This is a genomic window from Jiulongibacter sp. NS-SX5 (assembly GCF_052828545.1).
Map to the genome: position 1 here is coordinate 3,570,601 of NZ_CM128248.1, position 19,486 is coordinate 3,590,086.

At 39.6% G+C, this 19,486-nt stretch carries 14 protein-coding genes; 4 read left to right on the top strand and 10 right to left on the bottom strand.

Translation table 11 applies throughout. The features are described 5' to 3' along the window. Positions 1 to 37: 37 nt before the first annotated feature. Entirely contained in the window at positions 38 to 961 is a 924-nt protein-coding gene (locus tag ACUXV0_RS15515) for a glycosyltransferase (RefSeq protein ID WP_446190484.1), read from the bottom strand. A 243-nt stretch (positions 962 to 1,204) separates the two neighbouring features. On the opposite strand from ACUXV0_RS15515, the gene ACUXV0_RS15520 reads away from it, so the two are divergent. From ACUXV0_RS15520 to ACUXV0_RS15530, 3 genes are all read left to right on the top strand, one after another. After that, on the top strand, positions 1,205 to 2,551 hold the full coding sequence (locus ACUXV0_RS15520) for a sigma-54-dependent transcriptional regulator (RefSeq protein WP_446190485.1): 1,347 nt from the start codon (positions 1,205 to 1,207) through the stop codon (positions 2,549 to 2,551). 147 nt (positions 2,552 to 2,698) lie between these two features. Then, positions 2,699 to 3,850 (top strand): FIST signal transduction protein, encoded by a 1,152-nt coding sequence (locus ACUXV0_RS15525; protein WP_446190486.1) that lies wholly within the window; start codon positions 2,699 to 2,701, stop codon positions 3,848 to 3,850. After that, a complete protein-coding gene (locus ACUXV0_RS15530; protein WP_446190487.1) occupies positions 3,825 to 7,268 on the top strand; it encodes a PAS domain S-box protein in 3,444 nt (1,147 codons plus the stop codon). The genes ACUXV0_RS15525 and ACUXV0_RS15530 overlap by 26 nt, the downstream gene beginning before the upstream one ends. 82 nt (positions 7,269 to 7,350) lie before the next feature. Here the strand turns inward: ACUXV0_RS15530 and ACUXV0_RS15535 are convergent, their stop codons facing one another. Further along, positions 7,351 to 7,587 (bottom strand): hypothetical protein, encoded by a 237-nt coding sequence (locus tag ACUXV0_RS15535; protein WP_446190488.1) that lies wholly within the window; start codon positions 7,585 to 7,587, stop codon positions 7,351 to 7,353. Next, positions 7,556 to 8,161 (bottom strand): RNA polymerase sigma factor, encoded by a 606-nt coding sequence (locus ACUXV0_RS15540; protein ID WP_446190489.1) that lies wholly within the window; start codon positions 8,159 to 8,161, stop codon positions 7,556 to 7,558. Before ACUXV0_RS15540 ends, ACUXV0_RS15535 begins: the two co-directional genes overlap by 32 nt. A gap of 326 nt (positions 8,162 to 8,487) precedes the next feature. Here ACUXV0_RS15540 and ACUXV0_RS15545 point away from each other — a divergent pair, with 326 nt between their 5' ends. Continuing rightward, complete coding sequence (locus ACUXV0_RS15545; protein WP_446190490.1) at positions 8,488 to 10,053, top strand: hypothetical protein; 1,566 nt, start codon at positions 8,488 to 8,490, stop codon at positions 10,051 to 10,053. Here ACUXV0_RS15545 and rimO read toward each other — a convergent pair. Genes rimO through ACUXV0_RS15580 form a run of 7 tightly spaced genes read right to left on the bottom strand, consistent with a single transcriptional unit; the run spans position 10,050 to position 19,482 of the window. Beyond that, a complete protein-coding gene (gene rimO, locus ACUXV0_RS15550; RefSeq protein ID WP_446190491.1) occupies positions 10,050 to 11,360 on the bottom strand; it encodes a 30S ribosomal protein S12 methylthiotransferase RimO in 1,311 nt (436 codons plus the stop codon). The genes ACUXV0_RS15545 and rimO overlap by 4 nt on opposite strands. 47 nt (positions 11,361 to 11,407) lie before the next feature. Further along, positions 11,408 to 16,198: a hypothetical protein gene (locus tag ACUXV0_RS15555; RefSeq protein WP_446190492.1), complete on the bottom strand. Its 4,791-nt coding sequence runs from the start codon at positions 16,196 to 16,198 to the stop codon at positions 11,408 to 11,410. Next, entirely contained in the window at positions 16,188 to 17,021 is an 834-nt protein-coding gene (prmA, locus tag ACUXV0_RS15560; protein ID WP_446190493.1) for a 50S ribosomal protein L11 methyltransferase, read from the bottom strand. Before prmA ends, ACUXV0_RS15555 begins: the two co-directional genes overlap by 11 nt. Before the next feature lie 40 nt (positions 17,022 to 17,061). Next, complete coding sequence (locus ACUXV0_RS15565; RefSeq protein ID WP_446190494.1) at positions 17,062 to 17,760, bottom strand: YjjG family noncanonical pyrimidine nucleotidase; 699 nt, start codon at positions 17,758 to 17,760, stop codon at positions 17,062 to 17,064. Positions 17,761 to 17,762: 2 nt separating this feature from the next. Then, positions 17,763 to 18,068 carry a (2Fe-2S) ferredoxin domain-containing protein gene (locus ACUXV0_RS15570; protein ID WP_446190495.1) on the bottom strand — a complete coding sequence of 102 codons (306 nt, stop codon included), beginning with the start codon at positions 18,066 to 18,068 and terminating at the stop codon, positions 17,763 to 17,765. Positions 18,069 to 18,086: 18 nt separating this feature from the next. Beyond that, on the bottom strand, positions 18,087 to 18,836 hold the full coding sequence (locus ACUXV0_RS15575) for a shikimate dehydrogenase family protein (RefSeq protein ID WP_446190496.1): 750 nt from the start codon (positions 18,834 to 18,836) through the stop codon (positions 18,087 to 18,089). After that, the gene (locus ACUXV0_RS15580) at positions 18,829 to 19,482 is read right to left on the bottom strand and encodes a VTT domain-containing protein (protein WP_446190497.1); all 654 of its coding nucleotides are present in this window, start codon (positions 19,480 to 19,482) and stop codon (positions 18,829 to 18,831) included. The genes ACUXV0_RS15575 and ACUXV0_RS15580 overlap by 8 nt, the downstream gene beginning before the upstream one ends. Positions 19,483 to 19,486 lie beyond the last annotated feature (4 nt).

The following is a 19,486-nucleotide window of genomic DNA, read 5'->3' on the forward strand; positions in this document are numbered from 1 at the left end:
AATGGTTCCAATATTTGGAATTGTTCCGCCGTGTTGCTTACAGGAATAGATTCGTAAATGAGCGAACGAGATTGAGCTTATTCTTTTGTCTGAGAGAAGACAAATCTTGAGTTTTAAAGGTGTAAGTTTTGGTGTAACTTCTTGTAGCTTTTGACTCGAGGAAATTAGTAATCGCCTCTGAAAAGGTATAACCGTCTTTGGTTCTTAGTAAAGGTTTTATTCTATACTCGTTATAAATTTGAATTAGACATAGGGGAATTAGGAAAGAGTCTTTCAGTTTTAGCTTAGAATCTCCAATCTCACTCCATTGTTGCAGAGGATATTCCATAACTCCCAATGAGAGGCTTTTTTTGCCAAACTTACTCTGGAGTCTCAAAAATATCTCAATGTCGAATAGCCAGCTCGTTTGAAAAGACCTGCTAAAAAGGTGAGGGACTATAAATCTGTTAAAAACTTTGGCACCACATTGTGTATCCTGAAATCTGGTTTGCAGAATAAACTTTATCACTTGTTTGACACATGTGCTCAGTAGTGATCTTCCATCCTCACGTTCTATTCTTGCACCCAGTCTGGGTATTCTACTTCCTACCACCGCACCATAACTAAGGTTGGTTTCCATAGTTTTTACCATTTGATACCATTCCTCTGGCGAGGTAGCTAGGTCTGCATCTAAAAAACCGATGGCTTCAATTTTTCTGAAATTATTGTAAAGGTGTAAAATTCCTTGTCGTACCGCTTCTGATTTGCCGGAGTTCTGTTTTAAATCCAGTACTTTAATATTATGAGGTGATGATTCTTCCATTTTATGGAGTACCTCTAATGTGTTATCTTTACTTCCGTCATTTACGAACAGGACAGTAACGTCGGGGTGATTTGTGATGAATTCTTTAAACTTTTCTGTTGGTAGTCGATTCGCTTCATTATAGCACGGTATTACCATGCCTGATAGGTAATTACTCATTCTTGGGGTTTTATTTTTTTAAGTGGAAAACTGTGATTAACGTCTTGTACTCCATTTTGCCAAAGCCTGTGCCATGCAGTTTTGTAGATAGGGCAAATCGACCAAATAGTTATCGGAAGGTAGTGTGGTTCTCTTTATTGGAATTTATCCATTATCAGGAAACCACTCAATCAAAAAATAGAGATTTTAAATTTCTAGTACAGTTTTTGTGCAACACGTTATACCATTTATAAAAGACCACATATGTCAAGTTTCCGCATATTTATAGTAGAAGACGATCCATGGTATGGAGAAATTCTAACCTATCAACTAGAGCTAAATCCAGATTACGAGGTCCATTTGTTTCAATCTGGAAAAGATGCTTTAGATAATTTAGACAAAGAACCAGATCTTATCACCATTGATTTTTCTTTGCCCGATATGCAGGGGGATGATCTCCTTAAAAAGGTGAAGCAGGTTAATCCGACTCTTCCGGTGATCATCATTAGTTCTCAGGAGAATATTAAGGTAGCCGTAGATCTCATGAAAATGGGAGTTCAAGACTATTTAGTGAAAGACGATACTACCAAGGAGTTACTCTGGAACAGTGTCATTCGAATTCGTGAGAACGTTGATCTTAAGCAGGAAGTAGAAACTCTACGGGAAGAACTTGGTCAGAAATACTCGTTTGAGAGTACGATGGTAGGTAAAAGCGACTCCTTGAAAAAGGTTTTTGCTTTAATGAATAAGGCTCTGAAAACCAACATCAATGTCTCGGTGACCGGAGAAACGGGTACCGGAAAGGAATTGGTGGCCAAAGCAATCCATTTTAATGGTACACGAAAGAAGAAAAAGTTTGTCCCTGTAAATATGGGTGCCATTCCTAAAGACCTCGTGGAAAGTGAACTTTTCGGTCATGAAAAGGGGGCCTTTACAGGTGCTGTAGCCCGCAAAATTGGAAAATTTGAAGAGGCCAATGGGGGTACTGTTTTTTTGGACGAAATAGCTGAATTAGATCTCAACCTTCAGACAAAACTACTGAGAGTATTACAGGAGAGAGAGGTGGTAAGAGTAGGAGGTAATGAGTCTACTTCCTTAGATATTCGAGTGATTACAGCTACCCATAAAGATCTTAAAGAAGAAGTAAGAGAAGGAAGGTTTAGAGAAGATTTGTACTTCAGACTAATTGGTATGCCTATTCATCTTCCTCCATTGAGAGAAAGAGATAATGACGTTCTCATTTTGGCGAAACATTTTGTGGAGGCTTTTGCACAAGAGAATAAACTCAAAGGCTTAAAATTGGGAGATTCTGCCAAGCAGAAGCTACTACAATATAGCTTTCCGGGTAATGTAAGGGAGTTAAAAGCCACTATCGAATTGTCAGCCGTTCTTTGTGACGATGGTGTTATTGAAGCTGGAGATATCAATTATTTGTCTTCTCAGCAAGAAAAAATCTTCATTAGAGAAAATAAATCCCTGAAAGAGCATACTCGGGAAATTATACAGCATTACCTGGATAAAAACGAAGGGGACGTTCTCAAAACCGCCTCCATGCTGGACATTGGCAAAAGCACAATTTATAATATGCTGAAGGCCGGAGATTTGAAATAGTTTCTATTTTTTGGAAAGCTCTTCCTTTTTTTGGACAAAATCAAATTTGAATTTATTATAAAAGGCTTGTATTGAGTATTTTAGGTATTTGGCAAAGTAATGGTATAATCCATATACGATAGTATCCCAAAAAAAACTTAAACATACATGCTTACCTCATTATTAAGATTTGATCTGAATGAGTGGAAGGCTGAAAACGAAAATACTGACTTTGACTCCAACGAAGCACAACTTGTGCTTTGTTTTGGAGGCAAGGATGTGATCTCGGCCGAAAACTTTTACGCAGGGCTTTCCACAGAATTTCCGAAAGCGGATGTGGCTATGTGTAGCACATCAGGAGAAATACTACAGGAGACAGTATCAGACGATTCTGCTGTAGCTGTGGCCTTCCAATTTGATTCTACAAAAACCACATCTGTGGTTACCAATATTTCAGATCATACAGACAGTTTTTCTGCTGGTGAGCATTTATATCAATCTTTAAAGACAGATGATTTAACTTACATCCTCGTTCTTTCAGATGGTGCCTTGGTAAATGGTAGTGAGCTAGTCAAAGGTCTTTCTCATCAGAATACAGATGTGTTAGTTACAGGTGGTTTAGCAGGGGATGCCGATAAGTTTGAGTCTACGCTTGTGGGTTTGAATGAAAACCCTTCAAAAGGTAAAATTATTGCAATTGGCTTTTATGGTGAAAACTTCAAAGTGTCCCATGGCTCACAAGGTGGATGGGAGGAATTTGGACTGGAGAGAGAAGTGACCAAGTCTGAAGCCAATGTTTTGTATGAGATAGATGGTATGAATGCCCTGGAGCTCTACAAGAAATATCTTGGTGAAGCATCGAAGGAATTACCTGGTGCAGCATTATTATACCCGTTGGCTGTAACCATTCCCGGTTCTACAAAACCAATTGTTCGTACTATATTGTCAATTGATGAAGAGACACAAGGCATGACATTTGCTGGTGATGTACCTGAGGGTTCAAAAGTCAGACTAATGCGTGCTTACTTTGATCGATTGAGTGTAGCTGCGGCAGATGCCGCGGCGGTGACAAAGTCAAACGGTCTGGAAGAATCTTCTTTTGCTTTGCTAATTAGTTGTGTTGGCAGAAAACTCGTACTTGGACCTCGCGTAGAGGATGAAGTGGAGGCTGTGATCGAGACTTTGGGAGAAAATGTTCCGGTAGCCGGTTTTTATTCATACGGTGAAATTTCCCCTTTCAATGATGGCGGTGGATGTCAGTTGCACAATCAAACAATGACAATTACCACATTTCATGAGTTATCACAAACTTCTAAATAGACAGGTAAAAAAACACCTTAAAGGTCTGGATACTGATTCAGATGAATTCAATTCTTTTTTAAAGGTGATAAGCGAAACCTATTCTTCCCTGGAAAAGGAGAAGAGTATGGCTGAAAGAGCTTTTGAGGTTAGCGAGAAGGAGTATTTCGAAGTAAACAAAAGGCTTAAAAAAGAGCTGGATGATAAGAAGCAATCTGTCGACTCACTCAATGAAGCGGTAAAAACAATAAGTAACCTTGAGGAAGATCATCTATTCGAAGAAGATATAGTAGGTCTGGCTCACCGCATCAATGATGAGGTAAAACAACGAAAGAGTGCTGAAAGCGTATTCACGTCTCTCATTAGTAATCTCAAAAACGGTATTCTATTAGAAGACGAGCATCGCAAAGTCAGGTTTGTTAACCAGATGTTTTGCGATTACTTCCAAACGGGTGTTGGTCCTGATGAAATTCAAGGTCAAGACTGTAGTCAGGCTGCAGAGCAATTCAAAAATCTTTTCAAAGAGCCACAAAGGTTCGTAGATAGCATTGATGTATGTTTAAAAGACCAGGAGCTCGTTCTTGGTGAAGTCTTTGAAATGGCAGATGGAACCGTGCTGCTCAGAGACTATATTCCCATCTTCACTGATAATCAATACAAAGGGCATCTTTGGAGTTATACAGACATTACCGAATCCCGAAAGCATGAAAAAGCTATAGCTGAGAGTGAGTTGAAGAACAGACTCATCATGAATGCTGCTTTAGATGCTATCATTACCATAGATATCAATGGCAAAATAAATTTCTGGAATCCACAGGCCGAGAAAATTTTCGGGTGGACGAAAGAAGAGGTTTTAGGCAAAAGCCTTTCTGAGACCATCATTCCACAGGTGCACCGTGAAGGGCATTCTAAGGGAATGAAAAAGTATAATGAAACCGGTCATGGTCCAGTTTTAAATCAGCAAATGCAGCTGCCTGCCGTTAATAAAAACGGAGAAGAGCTATCCATTGAGCTCTATATTTTGCCTATTGGTATGGGAGAGGAGAAGTTCTTCTGTTCTTTCATTCGTGATATTACTGAGCGTAAAAAGATAGAGGCAGAAAGAGAGCGTTTAAGTCTGGTGGCTAGTGCCAATGAGAACGGAATTGTCTTTGTCAACGACGAGGTGAAAATTGTGTGGTCCAATGAAGGTTTTAAAACCATGACGGGCTACTCTGAGGAGGAAATAACAAAGGGGAATCCTTATGAGCTGCTAGTAGGGCCTAAAACGAAGAAAGAGGACGTATTCTCAGGGCTTGAAGCTTTCAAAAAACGCGAGAGTATAAGTAAAGACGTAGTCATCTATAAGAAAAATGGAGAACCTTTCTGGATTCGACTGAAAGGCCAGAATCTGTCTTCAGATAATAAGATCAGTAGCTACTTTTTCATGATCGAGGATATCTCTGACGAAAAGGAAGTTCAGGATAGACTGAAGGAATATGATGAGAAACTAAGGAATGCACTAAATTCAGTTGGAGACAATTATTGGGAGCATGATTTTTCTACTGATAAAACGGTTTTTCTAAGTCCGGGAGAAGAGTTCTTAGGATTTGCTCCGGATGAGATTAGTGAAGATAAAGCAGACTTTTGGTGGAGTAGAGTCCACCCTGAAGACTATAAGATTCTAGAATCTCTCGATAGTGAATATAAATCCAAGAAGAGAACCAGACACAATAGGGAATATAGAATCATAAGAAAGGATGGCAGCATCCAATGGGTGATAGACAGAGGCGTAGTGCTGGATTTTGATGAGAATGGAAATCCATTAAAAATCATTGGTACTCATATAGATATCACCGAACAGAAAAAGATGGAGGAGGAGCTGCTCATAGCCAAAGAGCAGGCAGAATCTAGTACCAGGGCAAAGGAGATGTTCTTGGCCAATATGAGTCATGAAATCAGAACTCCTATGAATGCTATTTTAGGAATGGCAAATCAGATGGGTAAAACTCCACTCACAGAAAATCAGAAGTTCTACCTTTCTACCATCAATTCTGCCACTGAGAATCTCTTGGTTATCATTAATGATATTTTGGATTTGTCTAAAATTGATGCCGGTGAATTAAGCATAGAAAAAATTGGTTTTGAGCCCTCTAAGGTGATAGGGAAGGTCATGCAGGTAATGAGCTTTAAAGCTGAAGAGAAAGGTTTGAGCTTTACCAATTCTATCTGTGATCCTCTGATTTCAAAAGTTCTTATAGGCGACCCCTATCGCATGAATCAGATTCTGCTTAATCTGACCTCAAACGCTATTAAGTTTACCGAGAAAGGAACTGTAGATATTCAATGTCACGTACTTGAAGATCAGCCCAAATCTCAGGTTTTAGAATGTCGTGTGGTAGATACAGGTGTCGGGATGTCTAAAGAATTTTCTGAGAATTTATTCCAGAAGTTTAAACAGGAAGACGATAGCGTAACACGCAAATTCGGAGGTACAGGGCTCGGTATGAGCATTGTGAAAGAATTGGTAAACCTTATGGGCGGAGAAATCAGTGTCAATAGCTCAAAGGGTAAAGGAACCGAGGTGGTATTTACAGTGACCATGGATAAAGGAACCTATGAAGACCTGCCACAAGATGAACTCAAAACTTCGAATTTTGATGTGCTTCAAGATAAGAAGATACTCTTAGCAGATGATAATGAAATGAATCGTTTGGTGGCTTCTACTATTCTTGAGAACTACGGTGCTGAGATTATTGAGGCTAAAGATGGGCTTGAGGCCGTTTATTTTGTTCAAAAATATAAACCAGATTTGGTCTTAATGGATGTGCAAATGCCGAATATGGATGGTTTGGCAGCCACTCGATTGATCCGAAAAGAAATAAGCAAAGAATTACCTGTAGTGGCTTTGACGGCTCTTGCTCTTAAAGGAGAAGAAGTCAAGTTTAAAGAAGCAGGTATGGATGATTATGTCCTTAAACCATTCAAAGAAGAGCGTTTATTGCAGGTGATTAGTCAGTTTTTTGATAAAGAGGAATCTCCCGAAGAAATAAACGAGGTACATGAAGAACCCGTAGTTGAACAGCAAGTTGAAGTAGAAGAGACAGAAAGTGGGTTTGAAAAAGAAGGACCAAAACTTTATGATCTCAGCAAGCTTGAAGCTTTAGCAGGTGGTAATGAGGCTTTTGTGAAGAAGATGGTTGATCTTTTTGTCAAAATGACACCTGAAACGCTTGATGAGATGAAACTTGCTTATACCGAAGGAGATTATGTTAAAGTCGGTAAGTTGGCTCATAAAATGAAACCTTCCTTGGACAATATGGGTATAGATTCCTTGAAAGAGCTTATTAAAGATATAGAGGTCAACGCCTCGAATCTTGGAAAATCTGAGGAATTAGAAGCCAAAATGAGTCAGGTAGAGAGTACGGTCACTATAGTACTCTCACAGATTGAGGCATAAAAGCATAAGCTGTTCCAAAGAAGTTGATCAGCTGAAAGACACAAACAGTCTACCTATGTTTGTATAAAAAAAGGGCCTGCGATTATATCGCAGGCTCATAATTTCTAGAAAACGCTAGTACGTTACTAATTGACTGTTCAGACGGAACCATCTGGATCTTATCCAGTTCAGATAGCAGAGAAGAGCTTTCCAGATAGAAATCTAAAAGTTGCTCATCTTTAGCCAGTGATTCTTCAATTTGCAGGTTTTCGGTACTGCTTGTCTCGTTATACAAATAACGGACTACCTCATTTAACTTGTTTGTAAAGGTTTGTATCATACGCATATACTGATTTACTCATCATTTTTCTAAGATTGATGAGAGCATAACGCATACGACCCAAAGCGGTGTTAATACTTACTCCTGTAGCATCTGCAATTTCCTGAAAGCTCATTTCTTCATAATGACGCATGATCAAGACTTCACGTTGCTGTTCCGGCAGTTGTTTAATTAGTCCTCTTAAATGCTCATGAGACTCTTTCTTAATTTGACGAGTCTCTACTGAGTTCTCAGAGAAGTTTAAAGTGTTAAACACACTGCTTCCGTCCTCAAAAACCACCTTCGGGTAGCGTTTTGCTCTACGGAAATGATCGATAGCGAGGTTATGAGCAATTCTCAGGATCCAAGGAAGGAACTTCCCTTCTTCATTATACTTGCCATTTCTCAGCGTTTTAATCGCTTTGATAAATGTGTCTTGCATCAGGTCTTCAGCGATCTCCTGATCTTTGACAACTAGATAAATGGTAGTATAAATTTTTGATTTGTAACGCTCAACTAGCGTAGAGAAGGCTGACTCATCTCCACGGATATACGCTGATACAAGCTCACTCTCGTTAACACGAACTTTTTCCATTCTTACATGTCTTTTAGTTAACGTAGAGGTTTATGCCATATTGCGATCCGTTGGTTTAAATTGATAAATCAGTTTTTGAAAGCCGAAATATAAGACAATGATGTCCAAATTGTCAAAATAAATATTGCAATTATTAGTTAACGGTAGGTTAACATTCTGCTTTCTTGGTTAGAAATAGTACAAAATTCATTCCAAATTCGTTCGATGGAAGAGTTCTGCCTATAGGCGATTTGCACCGAGGATTCCAACTATTTATATGTACGATGAAATAATCGGTATAGTTTTTGAAATTATAATAAGGTGTACATCCAAAGAGGTAAATTCTCATGGCAAAAATGAAACTTAACAGCTTTCTACTTATAAAACTACTACTTGTAATTGGCTTTATGACTGCGGGCATGCTATCTGCAATCGCCCAAAGAGATGTTCTTATAACTCAGGCCGATGAAGAAATCAGATGCCGAATTTTAACCGAAACACCAACTCGTTTTGTATATGCTTATGTTGGTCCTAAAGGCAAAATTCTTAGAAATGAGATTTTTAAAAACCTAGTAAAGGACTTTAAGTACAATATGTACGATTCTGATTTGGCGGTTATTGAGAATCAGAAGAAAGGGAAGAAGAATAAAAAGAAAAAGAAAGAGGATGAGGTGCCTGTAATTGCTTCTAACGATGATGAAGTAAAAAGTACAGCTGTTGAAAAATTAGAGATTAATGAAATATCATCTTTAGAGTCTGAATCAGATTTGCAAATTGAATCTGAGCCAGTTGTTCTTCAGCAAGCACAGAAGGAAGTAGTTCGAAAAGAAGAGATTCAGAATGTTGAAAGTCCGGTAAAGGAATCGCAGAAGAAGAAACCTGAATTAGAAAAGCCCGTTGAGCCGAAAGTATTAACTCAAGAAGCCTCGGATGAAAAAGTGGTGTCCGAGCCTCAAATGGTTGCGGATAGTGCGGTTGATAAACAGGTGAAAGAGGTTGCTGAATCTAAGGAAGTCGTAAAGGAGGAAATAATAGAAGAACCGATAAAGGCTAAGGAGCCTGTTAAACAAAAAACATACAATGAGCCTGAGAAGCTTGTTAAGACTCAACCTTCTGATTCAGAAGTAAGCAGTAAAAAGAATGTTGAAGAGGAAGTTGAAGTCAAAGTAGCTGAACCCGTCGTCCTTAATAAGGAGGTGGGCAATGAACTTGTGAAAGAAGAAAAAACAAGTACTCCAGTTCCAGTATCTTCCGAGTTCAAAAATTACTTGAAATGGAGAGTAGGTGTAAAAGGCGGCATTGGCAATATTAGAGATAAGAATTTTGTGGCCAATAACTCTTTCGGTCTTTACCAAGAGAAGCTTTTAAAGGGTTGGACCTTCGGGGCAGACCTTGCATTTTTCCCGATGGAAGGATTTGGAATAGGGGCGGTATATACTGATTTTAAGTCTTCAAATTCATCAGATAATTTAACTTATATCAACCCAATGACTGAGGTTGAAGCCACAGGAGCCATTTCAAATAGTATCTCACGTAAGTTTATTGGTCCAGCTCTTTTCCTTAGAAAGAGTATAGATTTTAAAACCTTCGTGGTGCTTAGTGGAGGTCCGGGAATGTACCTTTACTCTGATAAAGGAGATTATGACGGGGCACAATTTGACTACCGCGGTCAGCAGTGGGGTGCAGGTGCTACCATAGGCCTAGACTTCCTTCTCGGAAATGACATTATCGGGAGAGATATTATCTTAAGCCTGGAAGCTGGCTATAATTATGGACGTATCAATGAACTTGATTTTGGAGACGGTTCTGGCCCTGTTATTCTTAATAGTCCTATCGTAATGGATAGACTTGATTTCTCAATAGGTCTTCGCTTTATGCGATTCCCAAGATACCTTAAGAACTCAGCCTATTAAGAGACTAGATGGCCGTAAAGATCAAACTCTTCTGCCCGATCAATTTTGACCTGAGCAAAGTCCCCAAGTCTTACGTATTCATTCGCTGAAACTAGTACTTCGTTATCTACCTCAGGAGAGTCAAATTCTGTACGTCCGATAAAGTAATCACCCTCTTTTCTGTCAAATAATACTTTGTATTCCTGACCTACTTTCTTTTGGTTAAGCTCAGCAGAAATGCCTTGTTGTAATTCCATGATGAGGTCAGTGCGTTCTTCTTTAACCTCTGCGGGAATATCATCTGGCATCGTGAAAGAATGTGTATCTTCTTCATGCGAATATTGGAAAATACCCAAACGGTCAAATCTCATTTTCTCCACAAATCGATACATCTCTTCAAAATGATCTTCTGTTTCACCCGGATGGCCGGCAATCAAGGTAGTTCTTAAAGCGATGTCCGGAACTGCCTGTCTTATTTTATCTACCAATTCCTCAGTTTTTTCACGGGTAATTCCTCTACGCATAATCTTGAGAATCTCAGAAGAACCATGCTGAAGTGGCATGTCCAAGTAATTACAAACATTGCTTCTGTTCTTCATTAAGTCAAGAATATCCATCGGGAAACCCGCCGGGTAGGCATATTGCAGCCTGATCCAGTCAATCCCTTCTACATCAGAAAGTTTATCCAGCAGCTCAGCCAGATTTCTTTTTTTGTAGATATCAAGACCATAATAAGTAAGATCCTGAGCTATCAAAATGAGTTCTTTGGTGCCTTTTGCCGCAAGGTTGGCTGCTTGTGATACCAGCTGATCCATAGGCGTAGAGACATGTTTGCCTCGCATTAAAGGAATAGCACAGAAAGAACACGGTCTGTCACAACCTTCAGCTATTTTAAGGTAAGCATAATGTGCTGGCGTAGTGAGTAGGCGTTCACCTACGAGTTCTTTTTTATAATCAGCCTTTAACGTTTTTAAAAGACGAGGAAGTTCATTGGTTCCAAACCACGCATCTACCTGAGGAATTTCAGGGGCTAATTCATCTTTGAATCTGTGAGAAAGGCAACCTGAGACATATACCTTCTCTACATATCCGGCATCTTTGGCGTCTACGTATCTTAAAATGGTGTCAATAGACTCTTGCTTTGCATTATCAATAAAGCCGCAGGTATTGATTACCACCACATTAGAATCATCACTCTCAGATTCGTGCTCTACTGAAACTCCATTGCCCTTTAATTGAGTAAAAAGAATTTCGGAGTCAACCACGTTTTTTGAACAACCCAGTGTGACGATATTCACATGTGTTTTTCTGTTCCCTTTGGTCTTCATTTCTTGATGCTTTGCAAATTGAGGTGCAAAGGTCGTGAAAATATCGGTTAAAACCCGTCCTGAACTTCTTCCTCTTTTTTAGGAGCGGCTGCCGGGCTGCTTTCTTGCTGCGGAATAGCCACAGGGGCTACTTGTCCCGGAGTGCTCACCGGCGTTCGTGTCGGTTTGTCAAACACAGAAGCATCTACCTCCAGATAAGAAATAAGGAATCGTTTTCTGAAGTTCATGGCGTCTGCCATGTCTGCTACTAAAAGTTCTACGCCTTTGGCGGAGGCTTTTTCTTTGTCTGTCAGCATTTTATTGAACTCAAAATCTGACGAAGCCAGACTGAGTTGGCCATCCTTATAAGCAAAATAATACCAAACGCTTGAGGAAACTTCCAGGAAGAAATTGACTTCATCACCCTTGTGAGGATTTTTAATGATCTCAAAATAGCCCGGAACCTTAGCGTTTATATCTGTTTCGCCAATGTTTGATATACCAATACTGCCAGCATTATGGTAGCTGTTAAATACCGGATTCCACTTTAGGTCAAGATCACTAAAGACTGCTGTAGCAAAGAATTTAGGAGACTGTTTAAACAAAGGCACATGACCTTTGTAATACTGTTCCTTATAATCCTGAGCACCTTTAGGACCAATAAATTGAGCTATTTTGGCAAGGAAACTAGTATCCTCAAAAGCGATTGCCGGTTCTAAACTTCCTTGATCAAGATTGGTTTTGACAATATGATCTCCCATTTTGGCCAGCATTGGTGGCGGTACAGGGAAATTGTACTTGATCAATGAATTAAAGGTATAAGTCAGGGAGTCTAACTCAAGCTGAGCTTGACCTACCGTCTGCATATATTCAGCAAGATTTGAGCTCAAAAGGCTGAATTCACCATTGAGTTTTATGAGACCCAGATCATCATATAATTCATAGCTATTGCCGGGTGAGTTTCGAGGGTTGGTCTCCTGAGATTGTATAATAAATCTTTTATTCGGTTCATCTCTTCTGAAAACACCACGAGCCAAAAAGACATCCCGATCTTCATTCTGGCGTTTAGCCGACAAGAATGTCGGGTAAAGGCTCTCAGATGTCGCCGAAGGATTGAGGTGGAGTCCTGCAAATAGTCTTTTCCCGCCATCTTTAAGCGTCTCGTCTACATTGATCTGAATTTCCTCAGATTTATTTCCGGAGTAGTTGATCCAGTTTTTCCCAAGAACAGGATACTGGTCAAGCACTGGTGTTACCTGCCCTCTAAGGCTCAAATTTCTAAAAGGAGCAAGCATGGTCAGCTCCCCTATGTAGAGCATTTTAGGCGAAAGGAAAATACTGTCTGCCTCTGTAACTTTTGCTCGGGCAATGGTTGACAGCTTTTCTGATTTCTTTGACTTTAAGATTTGTCTTTCTTCGTTGATCTCGGCAAATTCGAAACTTCCCATTTTAATATTGAAAGTGTCTGAACTCACATTCACAAACTGGTATGAGGCATCACCTTCATAACTCAATTTAGAGTTAATAGTGATATTGGCGTTGGCTAGTCTATGGTATTTATTAAGCGTATCCGCTATTACAGTGGCATTGGCAAAAGGTAAAAGCTTTTCGCTTCGTACTGCTACTTCTCCGTTCTCAGGAATGATAATGGCATCTACGGTTTTTATACCCGGAACGCCATTGATATTTAGCGTATTGGCGGCTATATCATAGAGGGCAGATTCACCATTAAATGCCAAGCCATACTGTGATTTAGCTGTAGAGGAAAAAACTGAATTCTCAACATTCCCTTGCATTCTGATTTTCTTCTCCTTGATACTCCATGTAGCGTTATCAATTGTGGTTTTGTATGCTGCATATGGGAATGCGATAGAAGCACTAATCGTGTCATTGAAGTCGCCATCTTCAGGAGATATATTTACTATCTGACGTTCTACGTCAAAATTAAGTTTTACCTTTTCACCTTTCAGAATTGGGCTGCCGTCATTTTGTTCAGACTTCACAATAAACTCCGAGTTTTCTGCTTCAAAGCCCTCTTTATTGAACTTGATGCCGTCTGAAGATGCCTCAGAGTCACTTCTTTTCAAATCACCCTGTCCGTAAAGACCAGCTTCTCTTACTACCAATTTGCCGGTTAGGCTGGTGCTCTTATTATAGAATGTAAAGGCGTCTTTTGAGTCAATGACTAAACTGTCTACGCCTGGTTTCCAGATTGATTTATGCTCACTGATGCTTACATCGGGGAAGTAAATTTTTTGTCCCGAAAATTCCTCTGTGATTTTGGCATTTGAGCCGCTAAGGCTGAGCTGATCATATTCAAAAAGAGCTGAATCAGCTTTTGCTGTAGCCGCAAGGTGTTTAAGCTCCCCGGTGGATTGAAGGCCATTTTTATTCATGATAAGATTGGCCGCAAAGTCGAAAGAAGAATTACTCTTATACAGTTTGTATTCGCCCGTTGGTTTGTGCTCAAAGCCAATACTTGTATCCGGCATCACGATTAATGTCTCTCTAATCGGATGGAATATCCCACCAGAGACAAAAGTACCCTCATAGGCCATGTCCACAGAATTCAGGCTGTCTTGGTCAATCTTGTCAATCTTGAAAAAGACATCGTCAGGATAAGTGGTGTTTCGTCTGGTGCTGTCATTAAACCTTACCAGAGCACCATCATCTATGACTAGTCTTGGGTATTGCGGAAGTTTTTTTCTACCCGATTTATTATCCGGAGCATTTAGGTATAGCGTGCCTGTTTTGCCGTATTCTACATGTCCTCCAATATCTACCACAGTACCGCTGTTAAATACATCAACAGGCGTAAATGTAATGGAGTCGATGCGTTTTAGATTAACCAGAAAACGCTCATAGTCTACTTCGAAATCGCCAAAGACCTTATAGTTTTTGACTCTGATTTCGCCTGCAAATTTAAAGGATTTGCTGCCCTCCATCTTTAGTTCTTTATTGGTAGGTAAGAAACGGATGCCCAATGAATCTGAGAGCCTGAATTCTGAGGTTCCGCCGATATCCAAGGCGTTGGAGTTAAGGTCAATACTTGCATTATTTTCTCCTCCCTCAGAATACGACTGAAAAACGAGGTCATCATAGTCGCCTCTACCAATAGAAGACTTAAAGTAGTGCAGCCCTTTTCTGCTGAGTGAATAGCTGTCTGAATGAGGTTCGTAATCCAGGAAGCCCATTTGTGTTGCTACCAGCAGGCCTTCCTTAATCTGTCTTTTAGGTAAATTAATTTTGTCTTGAATCTCAAATAAATCAAAACGGTTTCTTCTAACTCTGTAGACATAATTGCCGAGAAATACGAGCGGATTCCAGCCCACATAATTACTGAGTTCTCGTAGGTGTGCCTGGTTGTAATAGTTAAATCCCTGGAAAATGGCAGGTACCTCCTCTTTACCGGCAATAATGTAAAAGTCCATTTTGCCTGATGCCAGATCCCATTTCATGGCATCTGATCTGATATCCATTTCGTGAAATGTGTCAGAATACATAGAGTTTCTGAACCCACCTTGTCTTACCTTGTAAAGGTTGAGGAACTTATTTTGGACGTCATACCGAAATCTTACTGCCGGGTGATAGATTGAGTCTTCTTTGATATAACTCGTAAAAGCCACCTGCTCCGAGGTGATTAATGTATCTGTAAATTCAATTCTTCTGCCTTCTACTTTGAAAGAGTTTGGTCTGTCTTTATTGACAAAAACTGTGGAAACGTTATGGTAGAGAGAAGTAGAATAGTGCCTGTTGCCGATCAATGAAAAGCCACCTTTGTAGGTAAGACTGGTTTCCAGGTTTTTAAAGTTGGCATTATTCTCATATGATTTAAAACGAGGGTAGGTGCTAAGCTCTCCATTTCGTCTGTTTTCGGCTTTGTATTCAAAAACACCTTCAACACTATCCGCCAAAAAACTAGGATAAGAAAGTGTTACTTTTTCAGCTTCCAGATATGGCTCAGAAAGCTTCATGGTGTACTTACTAAGATTGGCAATTGCATCGGGGATGCCCTGTTCGTCCCAGTCGAAAGTGCCGTTTTGGCCCACTAATTTCCCAGATAAAAGATCTACAGCTATGCTTGTGTTGCTCAGAACCGCGGAGTCAGAGGGACTGACCAAAACCAGGTCTGTGCCTTCAATCTGTACCACCAACCCTTTTATTTTTGGTAGAGGAATTAGCCTGTCGAAATCGTTGGGATTGATGCTCAAAGAAGGATCATCCCATGGATCATATTCATCGGGGTTATTCCAGTCATCAAAAAGCCCGAAATCTTCTTCAGGTTCTTTTGTTACCTCTGCCGCAGCTTCCAGATCATCATTGAAATAATCTGTTTCATTTTCATAATATTCGATTGAAAAACTACCTTCCAGGGCATAAAGTCTATTGACTTTGGAATCGTAAATCTTTCGTTCTGTGATGAATACATTCAGTTGTTTAAACAACTGTACGGCTTTAGAACTTGGTTGCTCTGCAACCAGATAACTCAGGTTGTGGATTAACTTACCGCGAGAGTTGTCATCAAAATTGAGCGGGTCAAAGGAATTATTAAGGAGTATATTCAAAAAATAGTACTCGGGCATTTTATGGTTTCTGCCGGCCATTTTTAGAGCTAGTTCTATAAAGCTTTGTTTTTGCTCAGCAGAAAAGTCGTCGGTGTAATGCGGTTTGAACTGCTCAAATTCAGCTATCGCTGTCGCGTTTTTTGAGTCTTTGAAGAGCTTCTCATAGCTTTCTATAAAGCCATCAGTAGATTTTTCTAGTCTGATCACCTGAGCAGAAAGCAGGCTTGGCAATAGCAGGAAAAAAAAGAGTATTTTTTGACTTTGACCTTTGATTATCAATTCCTTAAAGTTCATCCTTTTTAAAAACGACAGCTGCCCAGTTCTTCTTACTTATGAGCTTTGTTTTTTTGAGTTGGTGTTTGGAACATTCTGATTCAATATCCGTGCTATCTTTTTCATAAAACCCGCTGAGCATCAAAGTTCCCCCTGGTTTGAGGAACTCAGCATATGTATTCATCTCAGATAAAAGGATGTTTCTGTTGATATTGGCGATGACAATATCATATTCCTGGTGTTGCTCATTGGCAATGGTGCCTAAACCCACAGATATATTTTTAGCGTCATTGAGCTCGATATTCTCTTCTGTGTTTTCCACAGACCACTCGTCAATATCAAAAGCCCTTACTTCTGAGGCTCCTAATTTTTCTGCTAGTATGGCCAGGATTCCTGTTCCTGTACCTACATCCAAAACAGATTTTCCTTGATGATCTGTTTCTAGTTGTAATGCCATTATTTGAGAGGTAGTCTCATGATGCCCCGTGCCGAATGACATTTTAGGGGTAATGACAATTTCGTATGGGAAATCAGAAGAGGCTTCATGGAATGTAGCTCTGACTCTTACCTGGTCATTGACCGTGATGGGTTCAAAACTCTTTTCCCACTCAGCATTCCAGTTTTGTTTTTCTATTCCTTTGAGAGAGTAGAACAAAGAGGTTTTTTCTGAGTATTCTTCCATTAAAGATTTAAAGGCTCTCTCTTCAAAATCTTCTTCAAGAACATAGGCTTGCAGTCCATTATCATTTTCCAGGAAGGTGTCAAAACCTATTTCTGCGAGTTCAGCAATGATAATTTCTGCGAACTCAGAATTTACCTCAATGGTAACCTCTAAATAATCCATAAATAAGAGTTTAGTGTTTCAAAGATAAGACTCGTATGACTTATAAGTAGTCAAGTAGCTGGCTTAATTCTTTGATTTTGGGTGAGTGCCGAGACGTTTCGTCCCGGTCATATTGATCAAAGTGAATGGCCTGGATGCCCGCCATTTCAGCACCTTTGATGTCTGCTTCATGGCTATCGCCAATCATTAAGGATTCGTTTTTAGAGCTTTTGGCTTTTGCTAAAGCAAACTCAAAAATCCTAACGTCTGGTTTTCTAGCTGCCGCAATGTCATTAGTGATGACCTCTTTAAAGTAATGCTCTATTTTGCTGTTGGAGAGTTTTCTCAGCTGAATCTCAAAATACCCATTACTCAGAATGTGTAAGACATATTTACTTTTCAGTTCGTCTAGTACGGGGATACAATCTTTTATGAGACTGGTTTTATTGGGTAGGAGATCAAGAAAGAGTTGATTGTACTTTTCAGAATCATCTATAGAAACATGAGCTCCCATTTCGTTCAAACAGAGCTGAAAACGTTCTTTTCTGATCTTTTCATGTGTAATCTCATTTCGCTCAAGCTGAGTCCAAAGAGATCTGTTTATTTCAGAGAATTTTGGAAAAAACTGTTGAAAGTTGATTCCAAAATTCTGAAAATTATTCGTGTCAAAAATTTCATGAAGACACTCTTCAGCATTTTTTTCAAAATCCCACAAGGTGTGATCCAGATCAAAGAAGAGATGCCTTTTGGAGGTGAACAAACTTAAAAGTCCAGTTTTAACCTTTCTACAGGCTCATCGTTGATGAGATGCTTTTCGACAATTTCTTCAACATCATCTGGTGTTACTTTTCCATAGAAAACACCTTCAGGATAAACCACTAAAGCCGGGCCGAAGGCACAAGTATCCAGACATCCTGTTTTCTGAGCTCTTATTTCTCTATTCAGACCTTTCTCAGCCAAACTTTCCTTAAAGGCGTTTACCAGTTCCATACCTTTTTCGCTGCTACAGCATTTTTTTGGTGCCGGCTTGTCATTGGTACAGATAAAGACGTGTTTTTTATATTTCATAAGATATTGCTTTAGAGCTTAATTATTCCAGATTTCCCAGGATTTCTCCGCCTGATAGACCAGCATGTCATAGCCATTTTTAATGCTAGCTCCATGGTCTTTTCCTTTTTGTAAAAACTGGGTTACCGGAGGGTTATACACCAAGTCAAACAGATAAAACTCGTCGTTTAGTTTCTCATAAGCCAAATCGGGTGAGTAATCTGTTTTTGGGTATGTACCCAAAGGAGTACAATTGACTATTAATTTATGATCAGAGATAACAGTTTTTGCCTTTTCATAGTCGATCGCTATTTCAGAGGCTTTTCGGCTCACTAAAGTTACTTCTATTTCTAGATCTTTTAAGGCCGCGATGACTGCTTTGGCAGCTCCTCCATTTCCGAGAACAAGTGCTTTCAAGCCTTTTGGGATATCCACCATAAACTCTTTTAGAGAACGCTGGAAACCGTAAAAGTCAGAGTTGTAGCCGATGAGTTTGCCATCGTCATTCTTAACAACATTGACGGCACCTACTTGTTCAGCAGATTTATCAAGGCCATCTAAGAAGCCAAACACTGCTTGTTTGTGTGGGATCGTAATATTAATTCCCTGCAGATTCGAATTTTCTTCAAAAAGCTTTGGGAAATCATTTGGGTTCTGCATCTCAAAAAGCTCATAGGCATGTGAATCGCTAATGCCCATTTGCTCAAATTTCTCAATAAAATATTTCTTTGAGAAAGAATGAGTTAATGGATAACCAATGAGGCCAAAAAGCTTTTTGTCATTATGCATTTTTACTCGGGAAGAATTTAGCTCTTATAACTCCGATAATCATAGGAGCAATACTCACAAATACGATCCCGAGAACAACCTTCTCAAAATTGTCTTTCACGAAATCGTTATTGCCAAGGAAGAATCCCAAAAGTGTAATTGAAGTTACCCAAAGGACAGCCCCCAAAATACAGTAAGTAATGTATTTAGAATATTTCATGCTACCAGCCCCAGCCACAAAAGGAGCTATAGTTCTGATAATAGGCATAAAACGGGCGAGAATAACGGCTTTGCCACCATGCTTCTCATAAAATTCTTCTGTCTGGGTGATGTACTCACGCTTAAGGAAGAGTATTTTATCTTTTGACTTGATAAAGGCACTGAATTTCTTACCCACGAAATAATTGACATTATCACCCAGTAGAGCTGCTAAGATTAGCAGCGGAATAATTATCCTAACATCCAGTTGTCCAGTGGTAGAGGCCAATAAACCTGTGGCAAATAGGAGTGAATCACCCGGTAACAGGGGCATCACAATAAAGCCTGTTTCTACAAAAATAACCATGAACAAGATGGCATACGTTAGTGTGTCATACTCATTCAAAAAACCCTGAAGCATAGCTAAGGGATCCTTAAGGAAGTCTAAAAGGAAGTGTATTATTTCCATGGCT